This is a genomic window from Nocardioides sp. NPDC057767 (assembly GCF_042798275.1).
GTDB lineage: Bacteria > Actinomycetota > Actinomycetes > Propionibacteriales > Nocardioidaceae > Nocardioides.
Window position 1 is genome coordinate 1 of the sequence record NZ_JBHVKJ010000018.1, and the last position, 23,112, is coordinate 23,112.

General features: G+C 68.7%; 28 protein-coding genes. 11 read left to right on the top strand and 17 right to left on the bottom strand.

Features of this window, described 5'->3' with window-relative positions:
* Positions 1 to 826: 826 nt before the first annotated feature.
* Complete coding sequence (locus tag ACFVDI_RS11210; RefSeq protein ID WP_378904369.1) at positions 827 to 1,195, bottom strand: VOC family protein; 369 nt, start codon at positions 1,193 to 1,195, stop codon at positions 827 to 829.
* Positions 1,196 to 1,278: 83 nt separating this feature from the next.
* On the opposite strand from ACFVDI_RS11210, the gene ACFVDI_RS11215 reads away from it, so the two are divergent.
* Positions 1,279 to 1,812 (top strand): TetR-like C-terminal domain-containing protein, encoded by a 534-nt coding sequence (locus tag ACFVDI_RS11215; RefSeq protein ID WP_378904372.1) that lies wholly within the window; start codon positions 1,279 to 1,281, stop codon positions 1,810 to 1,812.
* A gap of 19 nt (positions 1,813 to 1,831) precedes the next feature.
* On the opposite strand, the gene ACFVDI_RS11220 is transcribed toward ACFVDI_RS11215, so the two are convergent.
* Positions 1,832 to 2,209, bottom strand: a complete 378-nt coding sequence (locus ACFVDI_RS11220) for a winged helix-turn-helix transcriptional regulator (protein WP_378904375.1) — start codon at positions 2,207 to 2,209, stop codon at positions 1,832 to 1,834.
* A gap of 89 nt (positions 2,210 to 2,298) precedes the next feature.
* On the opposite strand from ACFVDI_RS11220, the gene ACFVDI_RS11225 reads away from it, so the two are divergent.
* Complete coding sequence (locus ACFVDI_RS11225; protein ID WP_378904378.1) at positions 2,299 to 3,144, top strand: NAD(P)H-binding protein; 846 nt, start codon at positions 2,299 to 2,301, stop codon at positions 3,142 to 3,144.
* A 2-nt stretch (positions 3,145 to 3,146) separates the two neighbouring features.
* On the opposite strand, the gene ACFVDI_RS11230 is transcribed toward ACFVDI_RS11225, so the two are convergent.
* Entirely contained in the window at positions 3,147 to 3,638 is a 492-nt protein-coding gene (locus ACFVDI_RS11230) for a GNAT family N-acetyltransferase (protein WP_378904381.1), read from the bottom strand.
* A gap of 122 nt (positions 3,639 to 3,760) precedes the next feature.
* Here ACFVDI_RS11230 and ACFVDI_RS11235 point away from each other — a divergent pair, with 122 nt between their 5' ends.
* Positions 3,761 to 5,338 (top strand): flavin monoamine oxidase family protein, encoded by a 1,578-nt coding sequence (locus tag ACFVDI_RS11235; protein WP_378904384.1) that lies wholly within the window; start codon positions 3,761 to 3,763, stop codon positions 5,336 to 5,338.
* Entirely contained in the window at positions 5,338 to 5,994 is a 657-nt protein-coding gene (locus ACFVDI_RS11240) for a Rid family hydrolase (RefSeq protein WP_378904387.1), read from the top strand. Before ACFVDI_RS11235 ends, ACFVDI_RS11240 begins: the two co-directional genes overlap by 1 nt.
* Before the next feature lie 72 nt (positions 5,995 to 6,066).
* Here the strand turns inward: ACFVDI_RS11240 and ACFVDI_RS11245 are convergent, their stop codons facing one another.
* Positions 6,067 to 6,285: a hypothetical protein gene (locus tag ACFVDI_RS11245; RefSeq protein WP_040754833.1), complete on the bottom strand. Its 219-nt coding sequence runs from the start codon at positions 6,283 to 6,285 to the stop codon at positions 6,067 to 6,069.
* 76 nt (positions 6,286 to 6,361) lie between these two features.
* Positions 6,362 to 7,774 carry a flavin-containing monooxygenase gene (locus ACFVDI_RS11250; RefSeq protein WP_378904391.1) on the bottom strand — a complete coding sequence of 471 codons (1,413 nt, stop codon included), beginning with the start codon at positions 7,772 to 7,774 and terminating at the stop codon, positions 6,362 to 6,364.
* Positions 7,775 to 7,920: 146 nt separating this feature from the next.
* Between ACFVDI_RS11250 and ACFVDI_RS11255 the strand changes: the two genes are divergently transcribed.
* Positions 7,921 to 8,124, top strand: a complete 204-nt coding sequence (locus ACFVDI_RS11255; protein ID WP_378884407.1) for a bacterioferritin-associated ferredoxin — start codon at positions 7,921 to 7,923, stop codon at positions 8,122 to 8,124.
* Between the two features lie 84 nt (positions 8,125 to 8,208).
* A complete protein-coding gene (bfr, locus tag ACFVDI_RS11260) occupies positions 8,209 to 8,697 on the top strand; it encodes a bacterioferritin (protein ID WP_378904394.1) in 489 nt (162 codons plus the stop codon).
* A gap of 35 nt (positions 8,698 to 8,732) precedes the next feature.
* Here bfr and ACFVDI_RS11265 read toward each other — a convergent pair whose 3' ends face one another.
* The 4 genes from ACFVDI_RS11265 to ACFVDI_RS11280 all read right to left on the bottom strand — a co-directional run bounded on the left by ACFVDI_RS11265 (position 8,733) and on the right by ACFVDI_RS11280 (position 12,225).
* Positions 8,733 to 9,119, bottom strand: coding sequence for a VOC family protein (locus tag ACFVDI_RS11265; RefSeq protein WP_378904397.1), 387 nt, complete (start codon positions 9,117 to 9,119; stop codon positions 8,733 to 8,735).
* A 10-nt stretch (positions 9,120 to 9,129) separates the two neighbouring features.
* Positions 9,130 to 9,720, bottom strand: coding sequence for a hypothetical protein (locus ACFVDI_RS11270; RefSeq protein WP_378904400.1), 591 nt, complete (start codon positions 9,718 to 9,720; stop codon positions 9,130 to 9,132).
* 121 nt (positions 9,721 to 9,841) lie between these two features.
* Complete coding sequence (gene glpK, locus ACFVDI_RS11275; protein WP_378904403.1) at positions 9,842 to 11,359, bottom strand: glycerol kinase GlpK; 1,518 nt, start codon at positions 11,357 to 11,359, stop codon at positions 9,842 to 9,844.
* Positions 11,360 to 11,409: 50 nt separating this feature from the next.
* Positions 11,410 to 12,225, bottom strand: a complete 816-nt coding sequence (locus ACFVDI_RS11280; protein WP_378904406.1) for an MIP/aquaporin family protein — start codon at positions 12,223 to 12,225, stop codon at positions 11,410 to 11,412.
* Between the two features lie 180 nt (positions 12,226 to 12,405).
* Between ACFVDI_RS11280 and ACFVDI_RS11285 the strand changes: the two genes are divergently transcribed.
* Positions 12,406 to 13,176, top strand: a complete 771-nt coding sequence (locus ACFVDI_RS11285; RefSeq protein ID WP_378904409.1) for an IclR family transcriptional regulator — start codon at positions 12,406 to 12,408, stop codon at positions 13,174 to 13,176.
* Positions 13,177 to 13,291: 115 nt separating this feature from the next.
* Complete coding sequence (gene glpK, locus ACFVDI_RS11290) at positions 13,292 to 14,794, top strand: glycerol kinase GlpK (protein WP_378904412.1); 1,503 nt, start codon at positions 13,292 to 13,294, stop codon at positions 14,792 to 14,794.
* Positions 14,795 to 14,807: 13 nt separating this feature from the next.
* Here glpK (ACFVDI_RS11290) and ACFVDI_RS11295 read toward each other — a convergent pair whose 3' ends face one another.
* Genes ACFVDI_RS11295 through ACFVDI_RS11305 form a run of 3 tightly spaced genes read right to left on the bottom strand, consistent with a single transcriptional unit; the run spans position 14,808 to position 16,723 of the window.
* Complete coding sequence (locus ACFVDI_RS11295) at positions 14,808 to 15,134, bottom strand: ArsR/SmtB family transcription factor (protein ID WP_378904415.1); 327 nt, start codon at positions 15,132 to 15,134, stop codon at positions 14,808 to 14,810.
* On the bottom strand, positions 15,131 to 15,610 hold the full coding sequence (locus tag ACFVDI_RS11300; protein WP_378904418.1) for an ATPase: 480 nt from the start codon (positions 15,608 to 15,610) through the stop codon (positions 15,131 to 15,133). The genes ACFVDI_RS11295 and ACFVDI_RS11300 overlap by 4 nt, the downstream gene beginning before the upstream one ends.
* A gap of 30 nt (positions 15,611 to 15,640) precedes the next feature.
* On the bottom strand, positions 15,641 to 16,723 hold the full coding sequence (locus tag ACFVDI_RS11305; protein WP_378904421.1) for a TDT family transporter: 1,083 nt from the start codon (positions 16,721 to 16,723) through the stop codon (positions 15,641 to 15,643).
* 76 nt (positions 16,724 to 16,799) lie between these two features.
* Here ACFVDI_RS11305 and ACFVDI_RS11310 point away from each other — a divergent pair, with 76 nt between their 5' ends.
* A complete protein-coding gene (locus ACFVDI_RS11310) occupies positions 16,800 to 17,687 on the top strand; it encodes a LysR family transcriptional regulator (protein ID WP_378904424.1) in 888 nt (295 codons plus the stop codon).
* Between the two features lie 34 nt (positions 17,688 to 17,721).
* Here the strand turns inward: ACFVDI_RS11310 and ACFVDI_RS11315 are convergent, their stop codons facing one another.
* From ACFVDI_RS11315 to ACFVDI_RS11330, 4 genes are all read right to left on the bottom strand, one after another.
* A complete protein-coding gene (locus tag ACFVDI_RS11315) occupies positions 17,722 to 18,495 on the bottom strand; it encodes a MerR family transcriptional regulator (protein WP_378904427.1) in 774 nt (257 codons plus the stop codon).
* Between the two features lie 39 nt (positions 18,496 to 18,534).
* Positions 18,535 to 19,299 (bottom strand): ABC transporter permease, encoded by a 765-nt coding sequence (locus ACFVDI_RS11320; protein WP_378904431.1) that lies wholly within the window; start codon positions 19,297 to 19,299, stop codon positions 18,535 to 18,537.
* A complete protein-coding gene (locus ACFVDI_RS11325) occupies positions 19,299 to 20,087 on the bottom strand; it encodes an ABC transporter ATP-binding protein (RefSeq protein ID WP_378904434.1) in 789 nt (262 codons plus the stop codon). Before ACFVDI_RS11325 ends, ACFVDI_RS11320 begins: the two co-directional genes overlap by 1 nt.
* Before the next feature lie 76 nt (positions 20,088 to 20,163).
* The gene (locus tag ACFVDI_RS11330) at positions 20,164 to 20,637 is read right to left on the bottom strand and encodes an agglutinin cell wall attachment protein (protein ID WP_378904437.1); all 474 of its coding nucleotides are present in this window, start codon (positions 20,635 to 20,637) and stop codon (positions 20,164 to 20,166) included.
* Between the two features lie 154 nt (positions 20,638 to 20,791).
* On the opposite strand from ACFVDI_RS11330, the gene ACFVDI_RS11335 reads away from it, so the two are divergent.
* Positions 20,792 to 21,247 carry a MerR family transcriptional regulator gene (locus ACFVDI_RS11335; RefSeq protein WP_378904440.1) on the top strand — a complete coding sequence of 152 codons (456 nt, stop codon included), beginning with the start codon at positions 20,792 to 20,794 and terminating at the stop codon, positions 21,245 to 21,247.
* A 24-nt stretch (positions 21,248 to 21,271) separates the two neighbouring features.
* Positions 21,272 to 22,324 (top strand): NAD(P)-dependent alcohol dehydrogenase, encoded by a 1,053-nt coding sequence (locus ACFVDI_RS11340; RefSeq protein ID WP_378904623.1) that lies wholly within the window; start codon positions 21,272 to 21,274, stop codon positions 22,322 to 22,324.
* Positions 22,325 to 22,329: 5 nt separating this feature from the next.
* Here the strand turns inward: ACFVDI_RS11340 and ACFVDI_RS11345 are convergent, their stop codons facing one another.
* Positions 22,330 to 23,106, bottom strand: a complete 777-nt coding sequence (locus ACFVDI_RS11345; protein ID WP_378904443.1) for a pentapeptide repeat-containing protein — start codon at positions 23,104 to 23,106, stop codon at positions 22,330 to 22,332.
* Positions 23,107 to 23,112 lie beyond the last annotated feature (6 nt).

Sequence of the window (23,112 nt, forward strand, 5' to 3'; positions counted from 1 at the left end):
CCCCTTGGGATGAAGATCGACGGGGCATAACAAACTAATTCGTCGACTATGACACACTGTTGAGTTCTCAAGAATCACACGCACACCGGTAGATTCCGAAACATCCGTTTCTTGCCAGTCCGGTGACTGCTTTATTCGCTTTATGTTCTGCTTTGTTCTTCGTGCTGAACCCTACCAGGCTCTCTTTCGCTTAAGCAATTCGGCGCTTTCGCGCTTTCCTTACCAGCTCCAGACCCTCTGGCCGGTTCTGCCTCGCAGACTTTATCAGAGCCACTCTCGCTTTTCCAACTCGGCGCTTTCGCGCTTTCCGCCGGATCAGCAGCTGTATCTCTGCTTTGTCTTTCCGGACTTTAGCGGAGTTTTTCTCGCTTTCGCAATTCGGCGCGTTCCGCACCTTTTCGCTGAAAGCTCGAAGCTTTATCCGCTTCAGTCCTGGAGGACTTTAGTGGCTTTCGCTCTAATCACCAATTCGGGAAACCCGGGTGTTTATCGCTTAAACCTGCCCACCCATGACCGCGCCCATCTGGTTGAACCAGATCCGGCTGAGGTTCTGTCGTCGATTCGAAGATCGACATCTAGAACACCCTGGCTCGAGCGATGCTCGAAGAGTGGAGGTGGCCGCTCCGGGGCCGGAAGCCCGCCCGAAGACTCGCGCTTGCTTCCCGCCGCACCCTGGCGACTCGGAGAACACTACACACACCCTGACGCCGTTTCAAATCGCCAGGGCAACTTTTTTCGTGCGATGTTCTGGCACCCACTCTAGACCCCCGGACAAGGCCCCGTGCCCGTTTGCCGCACACGGCCGCGAGGCTCCGTCGCCTCTCGGTCAGGCGGGCGTGAAGAGCTCGACGGCGTTGCCGGCCGGGTCCTCGATCACGGCCTGCGTGCCTCCCCGGCCGTCGATGCGGCTGGTGCGGACCTGAGCGCCCGCCTCGGTCAGACGTCGGAGCTCTTCGTCCACATCGGCCACCTCCAGCTGGATACGGCTCCAGCCACCAGGGCTGGGCACCCTCCCGTCGTCGGCCGCCTGCCCGGCGCCGCCGGCACCTGGGCTGTTCAGCATCAGTCTCAGGCCGTGCCCCTCGAGCATCGCGAACCCGCCGGCTCTGGGCCCGACGTCCTCGAAGCCGAGCTCGCGATAGAAGGCGACCGCCGCAGGGACGTCGTCGACGATGTAGCGGAATCCGGGAGGCATCTCTTTCTCCTTTCTGCAACAGTACTGTTGCATAGTAGGCTCCTGGCATGGCTTCTCGTCAAGGGCGAACGGACCCTCGGGTGGTGCGCAGCCGCGAAAGAGTGCTCGAGGCGGCGCTCGCAGAACTCGCCGAGCGGGGCTACGGCGGATTCAGCATCGATGGCGTGGCGACCCGTGCCGGTGTCGCGCGAAGCACCATCTACCGACTCGGCCACGATCGGCTCAGCCTCATCGCTGCCGCGATGGAGACGCTCAACGTGCAGCCGCGCCCCGAGGCCGGTGGTCAGGACCCGCGGGGCGACGTGGTCGCCATCGTCAGCCACCTCGCCTCCGCCATGCAGTCGTCCCTGATGTCCGACTGCCTTCCCGCGGTGCTCGACGGCGCCGAGCGCGACGCAGGACTACGGGAGCTGCATCACCGTTACAGCGCGCAGCGGCGTACGCGACTGGTCGAAGCGCTCGCCCGGCTGAAGGAGTCGGGACAGGATGTCGGGGACCCGGAGCGGGCGGCGGAGGCGTTGGCCGGGGCGGTGTTCTACCGGCGGCTGATGACGCCGGCGCCGCTGCGTACGGACGAGGTCGAGGGGTTGGTGGCGACCGTCCTCGGAGAACGGTGACCGAAAGGGCGAGTCGGCGTCAGCGGGGTAACGGACCGGTGTAGGCCTGTCGTGCGGTCTCCACGGCGGGCATGTTGGCTTCCGACCAGTTCCCGACGGCGGCGAAGACCGGCTGGAGACTGCGGCCGAGGTCGGTGATGTCGTACTCCACCCGCGGCGGGACCTCGGCGTGGTAGCGGCGCTCGACGAGGCCGTCGCGCTCGAGCTGGCGCAGGCGCTGGGTCAGCACCTTCGACGAGATCGTGCCCAGGCGGCGCTCCAGCTCCACGAAGCGCTGGGTGCCGTACTCGTGCAGGGCCCACAGGATCGGCGTGGTCCACCGGCTGAAGATCAGCTCGACCGCCGGCGCGATCGGGCATGCCTCCACCGGCTCGTCGGTGCTCGGGTGCCAGGTCATGTCGCTCCGATACTTACCTTGGGGAACCCACTGTATCGAGGGATCTAACGTCGGTGCGAACGCAGATCCGCACCTGAATGGAGACCACGATGATCGTCATCACCGGAGCGACCGGAAACGTCGGGCGGCCGCTCGTCGAGCTGCTCACCGAGGCCGGGCACACCGTCACGGCCGTCTCGCGCGGGACGTCGGCGCCGCTGCCGGCACGGGCTGGAGTCACCTCCGCAGTGGCCGACCTCGCCGACGTCTCGACCCTGGCCCCGTCCCTGGCGGGTGCCGATGGGCTCTTCCTGCTGGTCAGCGGCGCCGGCGCTCACGTCGACGGCCCGGCCCTGATGAAGCATGCGGAGGCGGCAGGCGTACGCCGGGTCGTGCTGCAGTCCTCGCAGGCCGTCGGCACGCGGCCGGGAGCGCCGTCGCACGCGCCACTCGTCGAGCTCGAGGAGGCGGTGCGGGGCTCGGCGATGGAGTGGACGATCCTGCGACCGGGCGGCTTCGCGAGCAACGCGCTCGCCTGGGTTCCGATGGTCAAGGAGATGAATGCCGTCCGTGCGCCGTTCGGTGACGTGGCGCTCCCCGTGGTCGACCCGCTCGACATCGCCGAGGTCGCCGCGGCGGCGCTGACCGAGGACGGTCATGCCGGGAGGACGTACGAGATCACCGGGCCGGTCGCGATCACGCCTCGCGATCAGGTCGCGGAGATCGCGGCGGCGACCGGGCGACCGCTCGAGTTCGTCGAGCTGACCCCGGAGGCGGCGTTGCGCCAGATGGCTGCGTTCATGCCGCCGGCGGTCGCCGAGGGGACGCTCGCGATCCTCGGGCACCCGACCGACTCCGAGCGGGCGGTCAGCCCGCGCGTAGAGGAGGTCCTGGGCAGGCCGGCCCGTGGCTTCGGGGAGTGGGCGCGGCGGTTCGCCGCAGCGTACGGGGCCTGAGATCAGCGGCCGGCGGCGCCGAGCTCCTTCAGCTCGGCGCCGTCGATGCGGTGGACCTCCCACTCGTCCTGCGGGACCGAGCCGAGGGAGCGGTAGAAGGCGATCGACGGCTCGTTCCACTTCAGCACCCACCACTCCAGGCGGCGCCAGTCGTTCTCGACGCAGATCTCGGCGAGACGTACGAGCAGGGCCTTGCCGGCGCCGGCGCCGCGGTGCTCCGGGTCGACGAAGAGGTCCTCGAGCCAGATGCCGTTGCGGCCGGTCCAGGTGGAGAAGGTGACGTACCAGACCGCCATGCCGATGACGGTGCCGTCGCTCTCGGCGATCAGGCAGTGGGTGGTCGGGGTGCCCGATCCCGGGAAGAGAGCCGCGGTGAAGTCGGCCTCCGTGGCCTCGACCGCGTCGGGCTCCTTCTCGTAGACGGCCAGGGCGTGGACGAGGCGGAGGATCTCGGGTACGTCGGTGGGCACTGCATCGCGGATGGTGACGGTCACGGTGCCGATCCTAGAGCTACTGACGAGTTGGGGAACACGTGTTCTAGCGAGACACGGATGCAATGGCGGTGCAACAAATCCTCTTTACCTTGCGAGGTGCCCCCAACAGATTGGAACCCCGCATGACTCAGTCACGTCGGAACTTCCTGCGCAACGTCGGCCTCGCCGGCGGAGCAGGCGTCATGTTGCACAGCATGGGTGCCCTCGGGCTCACCTCCGCCCACGCCGCGGAGACGCCCGATTTCACTCCCCCCAAACCCGCGGATCTCGCCCGGGCAGGCAGCAAGTCGGTCGTCGTCCTCGGCGGTGGCATCGCCGGGCTGACCGCTGCGTACGAGCTGCTCAAGGGCGGCTACCGGGTCACCGTGCTCGAGGGACGCGACCGGCCCGGTGGCCGCAACTTCACCGTGCGTGGCGGCACCCGCGTGACCGATCTGAAAGGGGTCACCCAGGTCGCCGGCTTCTCCCAGGGCCAGTACATGAACGCGGGGCCCGGGCGGCTACCGCAGAGCCACATCACGCTCGACTACTGCAAGGAGCTCGGCGTCCCGATCGAGGCGTTCACCAACCAGAACGCCAACGCACTGCTCTACTACCCGGGCGACCACGGCATCGGCGCGGTGCAGATGCGCCAGGCGAAGGCGGACACCTACGGCTATGTCTCCGAGCTGCTCGCCAAGGCGACCGACAAGGGCGCCCTGGACGAGGAGCTGACCGCGGCCGACAAGGACGCGCTGATCGCGTTCCTGAGGAGCTTCGGAGACCTCGGCACCAAGGCGGAGGGGTACGCCTACACCGGCTCCAGCCGCGCGGGCTACACCGTCGAGCCTGGCGCCGGCCAGGAGTCCGGCACCGAGGTGGCGCCCCACGCGATGAGCGCGGTCCTCGCCTCCGGGCTGGGGCAGTACTTCTCCTTCGAGTTCGGCTACGACCAGGCGATGATGATGTATCAGCCGGTCGGCGGCATGGACGCGATCCCGAAGGCCTTCGCCAAGGCCATCGGGGCGCGCAACATCCGCTACGGGGCCGAGATCGTCGAGTGGAACAACACCTCGACCGGTGTCTCCGTCGCCTACAAGGCTCGCGGGCGGATCGAGGTCGTCGAGGCGGACTTCGCGATCAACTGCATGCCGCCGCAGATCGCCGCCAAGATCCCGCACAACCTCGGCGCCGACATCACCGCGAGCCTGAAGTCCTTCGGGCCGTCGAACGCGGGCAAGATCGGGATCGAGTACGACCGGCGGTGGTGGGAGGAGGACTTCCGCATCTACGGCGGGATCACCAACACCCGCCTCGATCTGCGCAACATGTGGCACCCGTCGTACGGGTTCAACGGGGAGAAGGGCACGATGATCGGCTACTACAACACCGGGAGCGCGGCCGACACCTACGGCGCGCTCAGTCCCGCCCAGCGGCTCTCCCGTGCTGTCGACATGGGCAAGCAGATCTTCGGGGACGTCTACGGCAAGGGCATCACCGCCTCCTACAGCCAGGACTGGAAGTCGCAGAAGTTCTCCGAGGGAGCCTGGGCCTACTCGACGACCGCCGACACCGATCCGCTCTACACGCGGCTGCTGGACGCCACCGGCAACACGTACTTCGCCGGCGACCACCTCAGTCATGCGGTCGCCTGGCAGCACGGAGCGATCACGGCCGCCCGGGCAGCCGTCGAGAAGCTGCACGCGCGGGTGACGGCCTGATGTCGCCGCGTACGAAGGTGGTGGCCGTGGTCGGCCTGACCGCGGCTCTGGTCGCTCCGACGGCGGCGGTCGCCGGGAGCAGATGGTCAGACTTCCCGCCGCGTGGTGGGGAGACGATCTCGGTGCTGCCCGCTGGCCAGGACAACCCGTCGATCGCCAACGGGGTCGCGATCGGACCGAAGGCCGCGATCCACAAGACCAGCGGGCTCGGTCCGTCCCGGCTCAACACCGGGGCGAGCGGCGAGGCGGCCTACATCGACACCGCGGTGTTCCCGGGTGGTGAGCTGCCGCCGGGCGTGACCATCACCGAGGCTCAGGGGATCAACGTGCTGCGCCGGATCGGGGAGAACCTCGAGGCGGCCGGGCTCTCCTACCAGGACGTGATCACGATGCGCGTCTTCCTGCAGAACCCGGCGGGCGAGGCGAAGATGGACTTCGCGGGCTGGAACCGGGCCTATCGACAGTTCTTCGCGAACACGTCGGTCTCGACCGGCGAGGTCGTACCGGTGCCGCTGGGAACCGCTGCGCCCGCAGCTCCGATGGTCACCAATCCGGCGCGGCCGTCGCGATTCGCGCTCGAGATCGAGAACCTGCCGGTGGACGGCTGGCTCGTCGAGGTGGAGGTCGACGCGGCCTATCCGGTGAAGAGGAAGTAGGCCTCGAACACAGAGATCGCCCTCCTCGAGCAGTGCTCGGGGAGGGCGATCTCTTGTCAGCTCAGACCGAGGTCAGAGCTTGGCAAGCTTGGGGAAGGGGCTGGGAATGCGAACCAGCTGGGGACCGAAGTCGACAGTGACTGCGGCCGTTTCCTTGTTGACGACCCGACCCAGGCCGAATGAGTCGTGGGAGACCAGGTCTCCGGACTCGAACTGCTCAATGACCGGCTCGGGATCAGTCTTGAACGGACTCGCGGCGAAGTGTCGCCGCCGGGGGGTTGAGGTAGTCATCCCTTCGAGTATGTGGCCTACCACACGCATATGGGAAGCAACAGATTGGGTACAAAGACCCATCAGGACGGTTCCCTCAGGCGGGCGTGTAGTCGGACTTCTGATAGCTGGCGCTGCGTCGGTAGCGGGCCGAGATGCTGGGCCAGTTGGTGGTGATTCGGCCGTTCTTCTCCCGATACCAGGAGGAGCACTTGCTCCAGACGCTGTCGGCCAGCTGGTCCTGGACCCGGGCGTCGTAGGCCTCCTCGACCTCCGCCCGCACCTCGAGCGGACCGGCATCGGAGATGTGGTCGGCGTAGCGGCCGAGGTAGCGGGCCTGGGTCTCCAGGAAGTAGATGATCGAGCCGCCGCCGGTGTTGGTGTTGGGGCCGTACATGATCAGCAGGTTGGGGAACCCGGGGACGGTCATGCCGTGGTAGGCGTGGGCGCCGTCCTTCCAGTGGGTGTGCAGGTCACGGCCCTGGGTGCCGGCGATCGTCATCGGGGCGAGGAAGTCGGTGGCCCTGAACCCGGTGCCCCAGATGATCACGTCGACCTCGTGGTGCCGGCCGTCGGCGGTCGTGACGCCGGCCGGGGTGATCTCGGTGATGTTCTCGGTGATCACGTCGACGTCGGGCTGGGCGAGGGCCGGCAGGTAGTCGTCGGCGAAGAGGACGCGCTTGCAGCCGAACGGGTAGTCGGGCCAGACCTTCTCGAAGAGCCCCGGCTTCGCCGCGGTCTGCGCCTTCATGTGCCGCTTGGACCAGGTGCGCATCACCGCGGAGAGCGGCTTGATGTGGAAGGTCGTGGTCAGCCATTCGGCCTGGGTCCAGATCTTCGCGCGGTCGAGCAGCTGCGGGAGGCGCCGGGCGGGGTCGGTGCGCTCGAAATCCTTGCGCGGGACGATGTAGGGCGCCGAGCGCTGGAAGAGGAGCACCTTCGCCGCGTCCTTCCGCACCTCGGGGACGAACTGGATCGCGCTGGCACCGGTGCCGATCACCGCGACCCGCTTGCCGGCGAGGCTCAGCTCGTGGTTCCACTCGGCGGAGTGGAAGGCCTCGCCGCGGAACGTCTCCGTGCCGGAGATGCTCGGGATCGAGGGCCGCGAGAGCTGGCCGACGGCCGGTACGAACAGGTCGACCGTCTCGGTCTCCCCCGTGCTCAGATCGAGCTGCCAGGTCTTCGCCTCGTCGTCCCAGCGGGCGGCGATCACCTCGGTGTGGAACCGGATGTGGCGGCGTACGTCGTACTTGTCGACGACCTTGTGGATGTAGTCGAGGATCGCCGGCTGCCGGGAGAACTTGTGGGGCCAGTGCGGGTTGGGCTCGAAGGAGAAGGAGTAGAGGCTGGAGGGTACGTCGCAGGCGGCTCCCGGATAGGTGTTCTCGCGCCAGACGCCACCGACGTCGCCGGCCTTCTCGAACACGACGATGTCGTCGTGACCACGCTTCTTGAGCTCGATCGTGGCGGCCAGGCCGCCGAAGCCGGTGCCGATGACTGCGATGCGCAAGAGATCCTCCGAGGAACGGGAGCGTGATGTGACCTGGACCATACCGGGAGAATGTGAATCTGCGCGCGGGCTCGACCGAACCGTAAGAAAGGTAAGAACTGAGACCTCCTCTCGTCACTGGGCTTAGGGTCGGCTAACCTAATCTCATGATCGTCTGCCAGTGCCGAGTCGTCACCGACCGTGACGTCGACGCCGCGCTGGCCGACGGAGCCCGCACGGTCAGCGCGATCTGCCGCTCCACGGGCGCCGCCCAGGACTGCGGCTCGTGCATCTTCTCGGTGAAGAAACTCGTCACCAGGCACCTCGAGCAGGAGTGCTCGCACCTCGCGGCCGACGGCGCCGCCAGCTGACGCAACCGATCGCAAACTGAGTCTGTCCTCACTCCCGGGGTGCCGTGCGAGTATCGGGACAGATCCCGTTACCGGAGGTGCGTCATGCAGCCAGTCGATCCACGCGTCGTCGAGCTCCTCAACGAGGCACTCACGTTCGAGCTCACCGTCACCAACACCTATTTCCTGCATGCCCGGATGCTCGACAACTGGGGCCTGCCCAAGCTCGGCAAGGTGTTCTACGACCTCTCCATCGACGAGATGCGCGACGCGGACGACCTGATCAACCGGATCCTGATGTTCGACGGCCACCCGAACGTGCAGCGGCTCAACGCGATCCAGGTCGGCGAGACGGCGCAGGAGATGCTCACCCTCGCCCTGGAGAGCGAGCGGGCCGCGGTGGCGCAGTTCAATGCCGGCGGCGACGAGTGCCACCGGCTCGGGGACCACGGCACCGCTGCCGTCTTCGAGGAGATGGTCCGCGACGAGGAGAAGCACGCCGACTGGTTCGAGTCCCAGCTCGACGCCATCGACCGCGTGGGCCTCCAGCAGTATCTGGCCCAGCACGTCGCTGCGGGCGAAGGCCCCGGCTGAGCCGGGACCTCACCACACTGTCTCAGGCCTCTGCCTCAGGCGGGCACCATGTCGTCGATGCAGAGGATGTTGTCCTCGCTGTCCTTGAACCAGGCGGCGTGCCCGGCCGTGCCCATCCCGGCGACGTCTCCGTCCCAGGTCACGCCCGGCATGTCGTAGTGCTCGAAGCTGATGCCCTTGGCTCCGAGGTCGTCGACCTCCTTGCGGACGTCGGCGACGTGGAACTGGGCGATCGTGTGCCCGGCCTTGCCTGCCTGATCGGTCTCGTAGAGGTGGAAGGACGTCCCACCGGACGTCGTGTAGATCAGCCCGCCGGGGTCCTCGTCGGCCGGCTCCAGCCCGAGCTTGTCGGCGTAGAAGCGTCGCGCCCGCTCGAGGTCGGCGGCCGGGATGTTCGCCATCACCCTGCTGTCGTTCAACATCACGGCCTCCTCAGGCGCTCTCGAACCAGGGGCGGTGCAGGTCGTAGAAGGTCGCGCCCTTCATCGCGTAGTCGAGCTCGCGGCGTACGTCCTCCGGGGGCTCGACCTTCTCGCGCTCGCGCGCCTCGTCCTCGCTGGTGAAGGCGACGGTCTCGATGAAGCTGCCGTCGGGCTCGATCGCGAGGGTGCCGCCGAGGATGTCGGGGCGCGCCTCGTGCAGCTGGGTGGTGTCGGCCATCATCGCCTTGAGCCGGCTGGGGTCGTCGACGCGGCCACGGATGATCTGCACGAAGCCGGCGTCGTCGGAGCCGCCGTCGAACAGCAGCGTGACGTCGTCGCAGTCGTGGAACTCCATCGGCCCGTCCATGACCTCGGTCATCTTCGCCGCCCACTCCCCCTGCTCGGGGCGGTCGGAGTTGGCCATCGCCGCCTCGCGGGACTCGAACCGGACCACGCCGATGAACTGGTTGTCGTCGGTGAATCCGTAGGTGCCGCCGAGCCAGCCGGTCGCTCCCGGAGCCAGGTCACGGCGCCACTCGTCGAGCAGCTGGTGGGCTTCGTCCTGGCGCGTGCAGGGCGCCTGGATCATCTGGATGAACATTGCTGCCTCCTCGGTCGTCGGTATGCCAACGGACCGGTCGAGGCAGGTCCGGGCCCCGGCCGGGCCCATTCGCAACGTACGTCGGCCGGGGCGCCGCACACATACCCCAAACAGGGCGTTTTCAGTCGACGTCGACCCAGTTCAGCGTGCGGTCCACGGCCTTGCGCCAGCCCGCGTATCCCGCCTCGCGCTGCTCCTCGTTCCAGGCCGGCTTCCAGCGCTTGGACTCGTTCCAGTTCTGGCGCAGCTCGTCGGTGTCCTTCCAGAACCCGACGGCGAGCCCGGCCGCGTAGGCGGCTCCGAGCGCGGTCGTCTCGGCGACCACCGGACGGCTGACCTCGACGCCGAGGACGTCGGCCTGGATCTGCATGCACAGCTCGTTGACGGTGACACCGCCGTCGACCTTGAGGACCTCGAGGCGTACGCCGGAGTCCTTCTCCATCGCGTCGGCGACGTCGCGGCTCTGGTAGCAGATCGACTCCAGGGTCGCCCGGGCGATGTGGCCGCTGGTGTTGAACCGGGACAGGCCGACGATCACGCCGCGGGCGTCCGAGCGCCAGTAGGGGGCGAAGAGACCGGAGAAGGCGGGGACGAAGTAGACCCCGCCGTTGTCCTCGACCTCCTTGGCGAGCGTCTCGGACTGGGAGGCGTTGCTGATCACCCGCAGCTGGTCGCGCAGCCACTGGACCGCGGATCCGGTGACGGCGATCGAGCCCTCCAGGGCGTACGTCGGGGGCTGGTCGCCGAACTGGTAGCAGACCGTGGTGAGGAGGCCGTTCTCGGAGCGGACGAGCTCCTGGCCGGTGTTGAGCAGGAGGAAGTTGCCAGTGCCGTAGGTGTTCTTGGCCTCGCCGGCGTCCAGGCAGACCTGGCCGACCATCGCGGCCTGCTGGTCGCCGAGGATGCCGGTGATCGGGATCTCGCCCTTGAGGGGTCCGTGCGCGAGCGTGGTGCCGTAGGCCTTCGGCTCCGAGGAGGGCCGGATCTCGGGGAGCATCTGGCGCGGGATGTCGAAGAAGCCGAGCAGCTCGTCGTCCCAGTCGAGGGTCTCCAGGTTCATCAGCATGGTGCGGCTGGCGTTGGTGACGTCGGTGACGTGCACGCCGCCGTTGGGTCCGCCGGTCAGGTTCCAGACGACCCAGCTGTCGGTGGTGCCGAAGATGGCGTCACCGCTCTCCGCGGCCTCGCGGACGCCGTCGACGTTCTCCAGGATCCACTGGATCTTGCCGCCGGCGAAGTAGGTCGCCGGCGGGAGGCCGGCCTTGCGGCGGATGATGTCGCCGCGCTCGTCCCGGTCGAGCGCGGAGGCGATCCGGTCGGTGCGGGTGTCCTGCCAGACGATCGCGTTGTAGTAGGGCCGGCCGGTCTTCCTGTTCCACACGACGGTGGTCTCGCGCTGGTTGGTGATGCCGAGCGCGGCGATGTCCTTGTCCGTGAGTCCCTTGCGGCCGAGCGCGGTCTGGATGACCGAGCTGGTGCGCTCCCAGATCTCCACCGGGTTGTGCTCCACCCAGCCCGCCTGCGGCATGATCTGCTCGTGCTCGAGCTGGTGGCGGGCCACCTCGTTGCCGCCGTGGTCGAAGATCATGCAACGGGTGCTGGTGGTGCCTTGGTCGACGGCTGCGACGTAGTCGGGCATGTCGGTCCTTTCGGGTTCTTGCTGTCTAGGGGTGTCGGGGCGATCGGTGGTCAGGCGGCGGCAGGCAGGTCGCTGGTCTCCTCAGCCTCCTCCTCGGCGGGCAAGAAGCGTGCGATCAACACCTTGTACGCTCCGGCACCGATGAGTCCACCGACAAGCGGGGCGAGGATCGGGATCCAGAAGTAGAGGTCGCCGGCAGCGGTCACCCAGGCTCCGTCGTAGCCGGTGACGAAGGACGCCAGGCGCGGTCCGAAGTCACGGGCGGGGTTGATGGCGTAGCCGGCATTGGTGCCCCAGGCCATGCCGATGCCGACGATCACGAACGCGATCGCGACGGGCGCGAACCAGGCGATCGGGGCCGAGTTGCGGGCGTCGGTGATCGCCATGATCAGGAACAGCAGGATCGCGGTGCCGATCACCTGGTCGGCGAACGCGGTGGTGAGGGTGACGCCGAGCGCGGCGTCGCCGTTGCCGGGGAGCGTCGAGAAGATGCCCTGGGTGGCGTGGGTGTGGCCGGGGTCGACGCTGGCGATCGCATCTCCGTACGCCGCGCGAACGATCGTCGCGCCGACGAAGGCGCCCAGGATCTGGGCGATGCTGTACGGCAGCACCTTGCGCCACTCGAAGTCGCTGAACACGGCCATCGCGAGGCTGACGGCCGGGTTGAGATGGGCGCCGCTGATCCTTCCCGCGGTGTAGATGCCCAGCATCACCCCGATCCCCCAGGCCCAGGCGATCGAGTCGTGGTCGCCCAGCCCGCCGTCGCCGGTCACGACCTGCGCGACCACGCCGACGCCGAACAGGATCAGGATCATCGTTCCGGCGAACTCGGCGCTGAGCTCCCCGATGAGCTTTCTGTTTGTCATGCGCTGCTCCTGCCGTGTGGGGTTGGCGGACCTGCGCACCCTAGGAAGACGTGACGCCCGTCACAACGGAGTGCGTTCGACATCGCCGAACGCTGCCGTGTTTCACCGGGTGGCACCCGCTCGGTCCTGGATCTTCGAACCCGGTGCCCGGGATTTGTTCGGCCCCTACGCTTTTACCCGATGTCTCGGACCGTGCAATCCGTCGAGCGGGCGGCTGCGCTGCTACGCGTGCTCTCCGCCGAGAGTGAGCCGATGGCTCTCGGTGAGCTGGCGGCTGCGGTGGGGCTGGCCAAGCCGACGGCGCACGGGTTGCTGCGTACCTTGGCGGGGGCCGGGTTCGTCGACCAGGAGTCGGCCAGCGGGCGCTATCTGCTGGGCTCCGGGCTGCTCCATCTCGGGTCCGTGACCCTCGACCTCAACGAGCTGCGCTCGGAGACGCTCAACTGGGTGGACACGCTGGCGGCACGTACGGGCGAGGAGGCCCGGATCGCGGCCTACCGCGACGGTTCCGCGGTGGTGGCGCACCACGTCTTCCGGGCGGGGCCGGGAGTGCAGGTGATGGACACCGGGCGATCGCTCCCGCTGCATGCCACCGCCCTCGGGAAGGTGCTGGTCGCGTTCGACCCGGGCGCGGCTCGCAGCGTCCTCGGGCAGCGGCTGGACCCGCTGACCTTCCGGACGATCACCGACCGGACGGCGCTGCTGCGGGCCCTGGCGGATGCGCGCGACAGCGGGTGGGCCTCAGCCGTATCGGAGGCACGGCCGGAGCTCGCCGGGATCGCGGCGCCGGTGCGTGACCGCGGAGGCTATGTCGTCGCGGCGGTCGGCATCGCGGGCCCGGTGGTGCGACTGTGCGATGCGCGTGGGTTGCCTCGCTCGGATCTCATCGAGGAGGTCGTCGGGGTCTCCCGGTCGATCTCGCGGGCGCTCGGTCATGGCCGGGCGGCATGAGGTGGGCGGTGAATGCTCACCGAGGTAACTCGGTGAGCTGCCACTTACTTCGTGGAGTTCCGCGAAGTAGGCGCGACCACACCGAGTTACCTCGGTCTGCATCCGAGGCGCCGGCATGAGTCTTCCGCGGTATGTCGCCGCGTTGGACCAGGGCACGACATCGACCCGGTGCATGCTCTTCGACCGCGAGGGCCGGATGGTCTCGCTGGCGCAGCGGGAGCACCATCAGCACTACCCACGCGCGGGCTGGGTCGAGCACGACCCCATGGAGATCTGGGACATCGTCCGCCGGGTCGTACCGGAGGCACTCGCGGATGCCGGGGCGTCGCCGTCCCAGGTCGTCGGGCTCGGGATCACCAACCAGCGCGAGACGACGGTCGTGTGGGACCGACACACCGGTCGGCCGGTCCACAACGCGATCGTGTGGCAGGACACCCGGTCGTCCGCCGTGCTGCCGGCCGTCGCCGCCGACATGGACGAGGCGGAGATCCAGGCTCGGAGCGGGCTGCCGCTGGTGACGTACTTCTCCGGGCCGAAGGTGCGCTGGCTGCTCGACTCGTCTCCGTCGTTGCGGTCGCGCGCCGAGCGCGGCGACCTGATGTTCGGGACGATGGACTCCTGGCTGGTCTGGAACCTGACCGGCGGGGTCTCCGGCGGGGCGCACGTCACCGACGTGACCAACGCCAGCCGTACGATGCTGATGAACCTCGGCACCCTCGACTGGGATCCTGAGCTGCTGGCGGCGATGCGGGTGCCGCGGGCGATGCTGCCCGCGATCCGGCCGACGGTCTCCTCGTTCGGGACCACGGTCGCGCCGATCGAGGGGATCCGGCTGACCGCGGTGATCGGCGACCAGCAGGCGTCGCTGTTCGGGCAGGCCGGGTTCGACCGCGGCGACGCGAAGTGCACCTTCGGCACCGGCGGGTTCCTGCTCCTCAACACCGGCACATCGCCGGTGCGCTCACAGCACGGCCTGATCACCACGGTCGCGCACGCGATGGAGGGTGAGCCCGCTGCCTACGCACTGGAGGGCTCGATCGCCGTCGCAGGCTCGCTCGTGCAGTGGTTCCGCGACAGCCTCGGCCTGATCCGCTCGGCCGCGGAGATCGAGACCCAGGCTCTGACCGTCGCCGACAACGGCGGCTGCTACGTCGTCCCGGCGTTCACCGGCCTGTACGCACCGCACTGGGAGCCCGATGCCCGCGGCGTGATCGTCGGGCTGACCTCGTACGTGACCAAGGCGCACCTGTGTCGCGCCGTCCTCGAGGCCACCGCCTGGCAGACCCGCGAGGTCATCGACGCGATGAACGCCGACGCCGCGGCGCCGCTGACACGACTCGCTGTCGACGGCGGCATGACCGCCGACAACCTCCTCATGCAGACCATCGCCGACTTCCTCGACATCCCCGTCGTCCGTCCGATGGTCGCCGAGACGGTCTCCCGCGGTGCCGCCTACGCGGCCGGGCTCGGGGCCGGCTACTGGCCCGACCGGCAGGTCCTGCGACGGCACTGGCGGCGGGCGGCGGAGTGGCGGCCCGCCATGTCGGCCGCCCGCCGGGAGGCCGAGTTCGCTCGGTGGCGGCGGGCGGTCGAGCTCGCGATCGGGTGGGGCGCCTGAGGCCCCTCTGGCGTCAGTCCTCCGGAGACTCGGCAAGGGACTTGAGGGCGCGGAGCCTGGTGTCCCAGGCGTTGCCGATGCGGTCGAGCTCGTGGGCGAGGGCGTTGAGGCGGGAGCCGAGGGCGGCGTAGACGATCTCGCGACCGCGGCGCTCGGCGGTGACGAGGCCGGCCTCGGAGAGTACGTCGAGGTGCTTGACGATCGCCTGGCGGCTGACCGGGAGCACCCGGGCCAGGGCGGAGGCGGACATCGTCTCCTGCCCCAGCCGGGTGAGGATGTCCCAGCGGGTCTGGTCGCCCAGGGCCGCGCACATCTCGGGGAGCGTGGGTGTGGTGGTCACGCACGCGCCTCGACGTACGTCTTGGCGACCTCGAGCTCCATGGCCCAGCCGTTGTCGTTGCCCTCGCGCTCCTTGAGCCAGACCGCGGGGTCCTCGGACAGGGTGGAGAAGCCGCTCTCCAGGACCTCGAGCGTCACGCCACCCGCGGGGTTGTCCTTGATCCAGAACTCCACCAGGGTGCCCTCGGAGACGTCGCGGTAGGGCGTGCCGAGCCAGCGGAACGCGGCGTAGCGCGGCTCGTCGAGCTCGACCGTGCGGAATCGGAAGTCACCCATCGTCGGGTGGGTGACCACGGCGATCTCGGTGCCGTCGTCGGCGGTCTCGATGCGGGTGTCCGAGCCGTCGAGAACGGTGCCGTCGTTGACGTACCACCCCGGACGGGTGATCAGGGCCCAGACCTTGTCGGCGGTGGCCTCGATGTCGATCTGACGGCTGATGCTGTCGAGCTCGGCGAGCTCTTCGGCGGTGTGAACCATGGGTCCTCCTCGGGTAGTCGAAGTGCAACCTCAGTGTTGCACTTCAACCAGTATCTTGCAACCCTTTGGTTGCAATACCGTTTGATCAGTGAAGAGCCGCAGAGTCCCGTACGCAGCCACGACCCACCCCACCAACAGCCCGACCGTCGCGATCCCGGCCGCGATCTCGAAGAGCGCGAGGCCGGTCGCGGAGGCGAGAGCGCTGCTGCCTGTGGCGACGGTCCCGACCGGGAACGTGAACGACCACCAGGTCGCCGCCACCGGCAGCCCGTCGCGGACCTGGCGCACCGTCAGCGCGAGCGCCAGCGCACTCCACAGCACGGTGAAACCCCACACCGGCACGCCGTAGCAGACCGCGAGCATGCCGAGGGCGTGCCCGTAGTCGGGCACCACCGAGGGCGCGAGCACGCCGAGATGGTGGACCGCCGTGGTCGACTGCCCGAGGAAGCCGAGCACGATCCACACGGTCGGCAGGGTCGCCGGGGTCAGCGCCCCGTGACGGATCAGCCGCTGCCAGAGCTGGTTGAGCACGAGGAAGCCGGCGATCACGGTCAGTCCGAAGAAGGCGTAGCAGATGAGGAGAAGGGTCTCGCGGGGCTGCCCGGCCGGGAGGTGCGGCACGAGGGCGGCGCCGGTCGTCGCCGAGACCATGGGCGGAACGACCGGCATCAGCCACCCGCCGGTGGCGCTGTCGTCGGCGACCACGTGGCGGGTGATCGCCCGGTAGGGCACGGCGATCGCGGTCCACAGGCCGAGGAGCGTGCCCGCCGCCCACAGGACCGCGCCCAACCCGACCGCCGCACGGGCACCGAGCACGTCCTGTCCGACCCCGACCGCGCCGGCCCCGACGGTCATCAGCGCCATCGCCGGAGCCCCGTAGAAGTGGGACATCACCGGGTCGTCGTAGTGACGACGCAGCAGCGAGCCGTCCTGCCGGACGCCGCGCATCATCGCCGTCACCGTGGCCACCAGCAGGAGGCACGCCGCCAGCCAGAACGCCAGCGCGACCGGTGCCGCCCCCGGCACCCGGAAGGGAAGACCGGGCAGGACGATGGCAACGATGCCGGTGCCCATCGTGGCTGCGTACCAGTTCGGACCGTAGGGGAGCCTCATGTCTCCATGCTCGGCGTGGGCGCCGCCCGCCGGTAGAACCCAGATGACTGTGGGCTCACAGGGATACCCTGTGACCATGTTGCCCGATCTCCCGTCCCTCCGGCTGCTCGCCGACGTCGCCCGGCTGGGCAGCATCGGCGCCGCCGGCCGGGCGGCGGGGATATCGCAGCAGTCCGCCTCGGAGCGGCTGCGGGCGATGGAGACCCAGGTCGGACTGGTGCTGGTGCAGCGGGCGCATCGCGGATCGGAGCTGACCCAGGCGGGAAAGCTGTTGGTCGAGTGGAGCGTCGACCTGCTCGAACGCGCCGACGAGATCGAGACCGCTCTGCAGACACTGCGAAGCACCCGCTCCGACGAGCTGCACGTGCATGCCTCGATGACGACGGCGGAGTATCTGCTCCCCCGCTGGCTCGTACGTCTGCGGCAGCAGCGCCGGGTGGCGGTGAGTCTTCGGGCCGCGAACTCCGAGGACGTCGTCACCGCCGTGCGTCAGGGCGAGGCGGACCTGGGCTTCGTCGAAGGCCCGGTCGACACCGCGGGACTCTCCACCACGAAGGTCGGCGTGGACGACCTCGTGCTGGTCGCCGCCCCCGATGACCGCTGGGCTCGTCGCCGCGCCGGGATCAGCGCGCGCGAGCTCGCGACCCGCCCGCTGACCTGCCGCGAGCTCGGCTCCGGCACGCGGGCGGTCGTCGAGTCCGCGCTCGCGGCCGCCGGCGAGCGGCTGGCGGATCCCGAGGTGGAGTTCGCGACGAACGCGGCGATCCTCGCCGCCGTCCGCGCCGGCGGTTCGCCGGCGTTCGTGTCGAGCCGGGCGACCCACGCCGATGTCGACCTCGGCACCCTGGTCCGGGTGCCGGTGGCCGAGCTCGACCTGTCCCGGGAGTTCCGGGCCGTGTGGGTGGGCGGCGCCCGCCCGCCCGCGGGACCGGTCCGCGATCTCCTCGGGATCGCCGGCGCCTGAATCGCCGTCCGAGCACCCCGGGGCGTACGTCCTGCTAGTCCTGGATCCGCTCGAGCTTGGTCCAGCCGGTGTAGCCGCGCTTCTCGACCAGGCGCATGAGGTCGCGGGCGACGGGGACCTGCTCGACGAACATGGCGTCGAGCAGGGCGGCGAGCTCGTCGGGCATGGCCTGGTCGCCGTCGACGTAGGCGGCCCAGTCCTCGTCGGAGACAGCGTTCATCTGGGCGACGATCTGGTCTGCGATGGTCTCCAGACGAGGGTCGCCGGGCTGCCAGTCGAGCATGGCCTCCAGCTCGCGGTAGGTCTCCACGACCGAGGGGTCGTCGAGCTGGCCGACCTTGTTGCGGATGAAGGCTTCCATGCTCTGCGGCTGCTGGGCGGCGACGAGGATCCAGGCGTCGCGCTCGCCCTGGATCATCCGCTCCGGGATGCCGAGCTCCCGCATCCGCTCCAGATAGGCGACCGCCTCGGGCGGGAGGGCGAGGCCGTCACCATGGACGAGGCGGGCGATCCGCTCGCGATGGCCTTGGCGCTCACGGATCTCCTGCCGGAGGCGCTTGTCGATCTCGGCGACCGCCTTCTTGAAATCCTCGTCGCCGGCGGCCAGCAGCTCCTTGACACGGGAGAGCGGGACGCCGGCGTCGGCGAGGATGCGGATCTTGATCAGGTCGACCACGGCAGCGGCGTCGTAGCGTCGGTATCCCGAGTGGTCGCGCTCCGGCTCCACCAGCAGCCCTTTGGCGTGGTAGTGGCGCACGGCCCTGACGGTGACACCGGCGTACGACGCCAGCTGGCTGATCGTGAGCATTCCCGAATAGTGACGGGAACACGGTCTGTTGTCTCGCGGTTAGGCGAACTTGCGGCGGTAGGCGCTGGTCGCCAGGACGTACGCGACGACCAGGAGGCCGACGCACCAGGCCAGTGCGATCCACAGCTCGTTGCCGAGATCCTGACCGGCGAAGATCGCCCGGATGGAGTCGACGATCGAGGTGACCGGCTGGTGCTCGGCGAAGGCTCGCACCGGGCCGGGCATCGTGTCGGTCGGCACGAACGCCGAGCTGAGGAAGGGCAGGAAGATCAGCGGGTAGGAGAACGCGCTGGCTCCCTCGACCGTGCCGGCCGTCAGTCCCGGGACCACCGCGAGCCAGGTCAGCGCGAGGGTGAACAGGGCCAGGATGCCGACCACCGCGAGCCAGTCGAGCACGCTCGCACCGGTACGGAAGCCCATCAGCAGGGCGACGAGCACCACCACGACCAGCGAGATCATGTTCGCGACCACCGAGGTCAGCACGTGACCCCACAGCACCGCCGACCGAGCGATCGGCATCGACTGGAACCGGTCGAACATGCCGCCGTTCTTGTCCTGGAAGAGACGGTAGGCGGTGTAGGCGATGCCGGAGGCGATGGTGATCAACAGGATGCCGGGTAGCTGATAGCTGACGTAGCTCTCGTGGGAGCCGGTGTCGATCGCGCCGCCGAAGACGTACACGAACATGAGCATCATCGCGATCGGCGTGATCGCGGTGGTGACGATGGTGTCGGGGCTGCGGGCGATGTGTCGCAGGGAGCGGCCGAGCAGGACGGCGGTGTCGCCGAAGAATCGGGTGGTCATCATGACTCCTTCACGGGGGCGGCGGACGCGCCGTTGGACTTGCTGGTGATGGCGAGGAAGATCTCCTCGAGAGACGGCTGCTTCTCGACGTACTCCTGCTTGGCCGGCGGGAACATCGCCTTGAGCTCGCCGAGCGTGCCGTTGGCGATGATGCGGCCCTCGTGGAGGATCGCGATCCGGTCGGCGAGCTGCTCGGCCTCCTCGAGGTACTGGGTGGTGAGCAGGACGGTCGTGCCGTTGTCAGCGAGCTCCTTGACCGTCTGCCAGACCTCGATCCGCGCCTCGGGGTCGAGGCCGGTGGTCGGCTCGTCGAGGAAGATCACCGGCGGGTTGCCGATGAGGCTCATCGCGATGTCGATCCGGCGGCGCATACCGCCGGAGTACGTCGCGACCTTGCGGTTGCCGGCCTCGGTGAGCGAGAACCGGGCGAGGAGCTCGTCGGCGACCGCGCCCGGGTTCTTCTGACGGAGCAGCTTGGCGATCAGGACGAGGTTCTCGCGGCCGGTCAGGATCTCGTCGACGGCGGCGAACTGGCCGGTGAGGCTGATGGACGTGCGTACGTCCTGCGCCTGCGTCGCGACGTCGAAGCCGTTGACCGTCGCCTGGCCGCCGTCCGCCTTGAGGAGCGTCGTCAGGATCTTCACGGTCGTGGTCTTGCCGGCGCCGTTGGAGCCGAGGAGGGCGAAGATGCTGCCCTTCTCGACGCTCAGGTCGACGCCCTGGAGGACGTGTACGTCGCCGTAGGACTTGGTCAGTCCGGCGGTCTCGATTGCTGGTGTCGGGTTCATGTCGAACAGCGTCGAGGGTTGACGCTGGGTCAAGGTCAAGCGGACGTTCTGACCTCTTTTCGACGGCCCTGCCGTGCTAGGACACTCTGCGTGCCTCAGCGACCTTCTGACGCAGCCATGCAGGGGTGCTCTCCTCGTCACGCGGAAAGGCTTCGAGGTCGAGGGCGTACATCTCGGGGTGCACGGCGCGGCGCCACAGCGGCTCGTCGTCGCGGTTGAACGAGGCGTTGGCCGCGATCTTCTCTCCGAGGCCGTCGCTGTTGGTGATGGACCAGTGCCCGGAGAACCAGGCGCCCCTTCCGGGTCGGTACATCACCCGCCTGAGCTCGTCGATCAACGGGATGACCACCTCCGGCGGCAAGGAGTAGTCGATGTAGCCACCTGGTCGATGGATGTCGATGCGGCCGTCGGAGATACCGGAGAGGTTGCGGTGATTGAAGTCGAGCGCCGTCCAATCGCCGTCGACCTCGTCAGGGAGACGGATGGCGATCTGCTCGAAGAGCTGTTCTTGCCGAACCACCTCAGGAGCGGTCACATCGATCACTGACATTGCCGAGCCTTTCGTCATCGTGGCGTAGCAGTGTCTCGCACGACACCGGCACAGCGCGTCATCTCCCGGTCGACGTCACACACCAAAACGTCGGCGTGACCGTGGACAAATCGACAAATCTGCCCTTTGACTTGAAGTTCTTAGCGTCATGGACGTGACTGCATCGACGACTCGGACCTACACGATCCGGGAGGTGGCGACGCTGACCGGGCTGCCGGCCAGCACGCTGCGCTACTACGAGACGATCGGATTGATCGAGCCGGTGAGCCGTGGCGCGAGCAGCGGCCACCGGGTCTACGACGAGTCCGATCTGGACCGCCTCACCGGGGTCGCCTGCCTCGCCGCGATCGGTCTCTCGATCGACGACATGAGGACGTACGTCACCAACGTCCGCCTCGGCCGCGAGGGTGCCCGCGAGCAGATCGACCTGCTCGCCGAGCACGCCGAGCGCCTCGCCCGGGAGGCCGAGACGCTCGAGATGCGGCGAACGTACGTCGGGATCAAGGCCGACTACTGGCGTGCCGTCTCGGCGGGCGACCAGGAGCGTGCCGAGGTGCTCTCGACGCAGTCACTCGCGCTGGCGGACAAGATCCGCGACCGCCTCAAGTAACACACCTTCCTCAGATCCAAGGAGATCGCCTTGCGCGTCAACGCGTACGCAGCCCCTTCCGCCGGCGAGCCGCTGGCCCCCACCACCATCGAGCGCCGCTCGGTCGGTGAGAACGACGTCCTCATCGCGATCGAGTACGCCGGCATCTGCCACTCCGACATCCACACCGTCAACGGCGACTGGGGCCCGCAGCCGTTCCCGGTGGTCCCGGGCCACGAGATCGTCGGCCGCGTGACCGAGGTCGGCTCGGCCGTCGCCGACCACAAGGTCGGCGACCGCGTCGGTGTCGGCTGCTTCGTCAACTCGTGCCGCGAGTGCGACAACTGCCTCAACGGCGACGAGCAGCACTGCTCGACCCCCGGCGGCGGTGTCGGGACGTACGCGGCGAAGGACCGGGACGGCTCGTTCACCCAGGGTGGCTACTCGACCCATGTCGTGGTCGACGCGCACTTCGCGCTCAAGGTGCCCGAGAGCATGGACGCCGCGGCTGCGACCCCGCTGCTGTGCGCCGGCATCACGACGTACGCCCCGCTGAAGCGGTGGGGCGCCGGCCCCGGCAAGAAGGTGGCCATCGTCGGGCTCGGCGGCCTCGGCCACATGGGCGTCAAGATCGCCCATGCGATGGGTGCCGAGGTCACCGTGCTCTCGCAGTCGCTGAAGAAGCAGGAGGATGGCCTGCGTCTCGGCGCCGACCACTACTACGCCACCTCTGACCCGGCGACCTTCTCGACGCTGAAGAACAGCTTCGACCTGATCGTGAACACGGTCAGCGCCTCGATCCCCGTCGACGACTACCTCGGGCTGCTCGCCGTCGACGGCACCCTGGTCAACGTCGGCGCCCCTGCCGAGCCGCTGAGCGTCAACGTGTTCTCTCTGCTCGCCGGGCGCCGCAACTTCGCCGGCTCGATGATCGGCGGCATCGCGCTCACCCAGGAGATGCTCGACTTCTGCGCCGAGCACGGCATCGGCGCCGACGTCGAGGTGATCTCGGCGGACCAGGTCAACGAGGCGTACGCCCGGGTCCTGGCCTCCGACGTGCGCTACCGCTTCGTGATCGACACGGCCACGTTGGGCTGATCCCCCTAGCCCCAGTGGGCGGGTCGGTCGTGCCCTGCGGGTAGGCGGGTGCTCCCGTCTCCTCGCAGGGCGTTGACCTGTGCCTGGGTGAGGAAGAGTGCCCGGGAGAGGTCCGCGTCCGCGACGGCCGCGTCCCGCAGGTCCGCGCCGAGCAGGTCGGCGTCGGCGAGATCGACGCCGCGCAGGTCGGCGGCCACCAGGAGTGCGCCCCTGAGATCCGCACGACGCAGGTCTCTCCGGCGCAGATCACGACCGAGCAGGTCGGCACCCGCCAGCGCCTGGCCTGCGGGGCGGCGTACCTCCGCGCTCACCCGGCGGAGCGCGCCGCCGACCGCCGAGCGGAGAGCGCCGACGTCGGTGCCGAGCACCTGGTCGGCGGAGCCGCCGGCCGCGGTGGAGACCTGGTCGACCAGCTCGGCGAGCTCGGATGACGCGCTTCGCCCCGCGGCCTCCTCGAGCAGCGCCAGCATCTCGTGCAGCTGCCGCATCACGGCGAAGACGTCGAACATCTCCTGCCGCGACGCCGGCTCGGCGCGCCAGTCGGTACCGCCGAAGGTCAACTGGGTGACCTGCTGACCTGCTCCGAAGCACTCGAACACCGTGCAACCGGCATACCCGCGCTGCCGCAGCTGGTCATGGATCCCACACCCGAAATCGGCTCCGAGGTGGCGGCACGGATCGCCCCCGGCCTTGTCCTCCGGGAAGTCCGCCGAGCGCGCGAAGGGCAGCGCCACGCAGCACAGGCCCGCGCAGCGGGAGCAGTCGGACCGGTAGGTGCTCATCGGAGG

Excerpts from the sequence above, each read along its gene's own strand:
- ACFVDI_RS11210 (WP_378904369.1), bottom strand. The coding sequence starts at position 1,195 with ATGCCTCCCGGATTCCGCTACATCGTCGACGACGTCCCTGCGGCGGTC.
- ACFVDI_RS11220 (WP_378904375.1), bottom strand. The coding sequence starts at position 2,209 with ATGACCTGGCACCCGAGCACCGACGAGCCGGTGGAGGCATGCCCGATC.
- ACFVDI_RS11225 (WP_378904378.1), top strand. The coding sequence starts at position 2,299 with ATGATCGTCATCACCGGAGCGACCGGAAACGTCGGGCGGCCGCTCGTC.
- ACFVDI_RS11235 (WP_378904384.1), top strand. The coding sequence starts at position 3,761 with ATGACTCAGTCACGTCGGAACTTCCTGCGCAACGTCGGCCTCGCCGGC.
- ACFVDI_RS11240 (WP_378904387.1), top strand. The coding sequence starts at position 5,338 with ATGTCGCCGCGTACGAAGGTGGTGGCCGTGGTCGGCCTGACCGCGGCT.
- ACFVDI_RS11245 (WP_040754833.1), bottom strand. The coding sequence starts at position 6,285 with ATGACTACCTCAACCCCCCGGCGGCGACACTTCGCCGCGAGTCCGTTC.
- ACFVDI_RS11255 (WP_378884407.1), top strand. The coding sequence starts at position 7,921 with ATGATCGTCTGCCAGTGCCGAGTCGTCACCGACCGTGACGTCGACGCC.
- bfr (WP_378904394.1), top strand. The coding sequence starts at position 8,209 with ATGCAGCCAGTCGATCCACGCGTCGTCGAGCTCCTCAACGAGGCACTC.
- ACFVDI_RS11265 (WP_378904397.1), bottom strand. The coding sequence starts at position 9,119 with ATGTTGAACGACAGCAGGGTGATGGCGAACATCCCGGCCGCCGACCTC.
- ACFVDI_RS11270 (WP_378904400.1), bottom strand. The coding sequence starts at position 9,720 with ATGTTCATCCAGATGATCCAGGCGCCCTGCACGCGCCAGGACGAAGCC.
- glpK (WP_378904403.1), bottom strand. The coding sequence starts at position 11,359 with ATGCCCGACTACGTCGCAGCCGTCGACCAAGGCACCACCAGCACCCGT.
- ACFVDI_RS11280 (WP_378904406.1), bottom strand. The coding sequence starts at position 12,225 with ATGACAAACAGAAAGCTCATCGGGGAGCTCAGCGCCGAGTTCGCCGGA.
- ACFVDI_RS11285 (WP_378904409.1), top strand. The coding sequence starts at position 12,406 with ATGTCTCGGACCGTGCAATCCGTCGAGCGGGCGGCTGCGCTGCTACGC.
- glpK (WP_378904412.1), top strand. The coding sequence starts at position 13,292 with ATGAGTCTTCCGCGGTATGTCGCCGCGTTGGACCAGGGCACGACATCG.
- ACFVDI_RS11300 (WP_378904418.1), bottom strand. The coding sequence starts at position 15,610 with ATGGTTCACACCGCCGAAGAGCTCGCCGAGCTCGACAGCATCAGCCGT.
- ACFVDI_RS11305 (WP_378904421.1), bottom strand. The coding sequence starts at position 16,723 with ATGAGGCTCCCCTACGGTCCGAACTGGTACGCAGCCACGATGGGCACC.
- ACFVDI_RS11310 (WP_378904424.1), top strand. The coding sequence starts at position 16,800 with ATGTTGCCCGATCTCCCGTCCCTCCGGCTGCTCGCCGACGTCGCCCGG.
- ACFVDI_RS11315 (WP_378904427.1), bottom strand. The coding sequence starts at position 18,495 with ATGCTCACGATCAGCCAGCTGGCGTCGTACGCCGGTGTCACCGTCAGG.
- ACFVDI_RS11320 (WP_378904431.1), bottom strand. The coding sequence starts at position 19,299 with ATGACCACCCGATTCTTCGGCGACACCGCCGTCCTGCTCGGCCGCTCC.
- ACFVDI_RS11325 (WP_378904434.1), bottom strand. The coding sequence starts at position 20,087 with ATGAACCCGACACCAGCAATCGAGACCGCCGGACTGACCAAGTCCTAC.
- ACFVDI_RS11330 (WP_378904437.1), bottom strand. The coding sequence starts at position 20,637 with ATGTCAGTGATCGATGTGACCGCTCCTGAGGTGGTTCGGCAAGAACAG.
- ACFVDI_RS11345 (WP_378904443.1), bottom strand. The coding sequence starts at position 23,106 with ATGAGCACCTACCGGTCCGACTGCTCCCGCTGCGCGGGCCTGTGCTGC.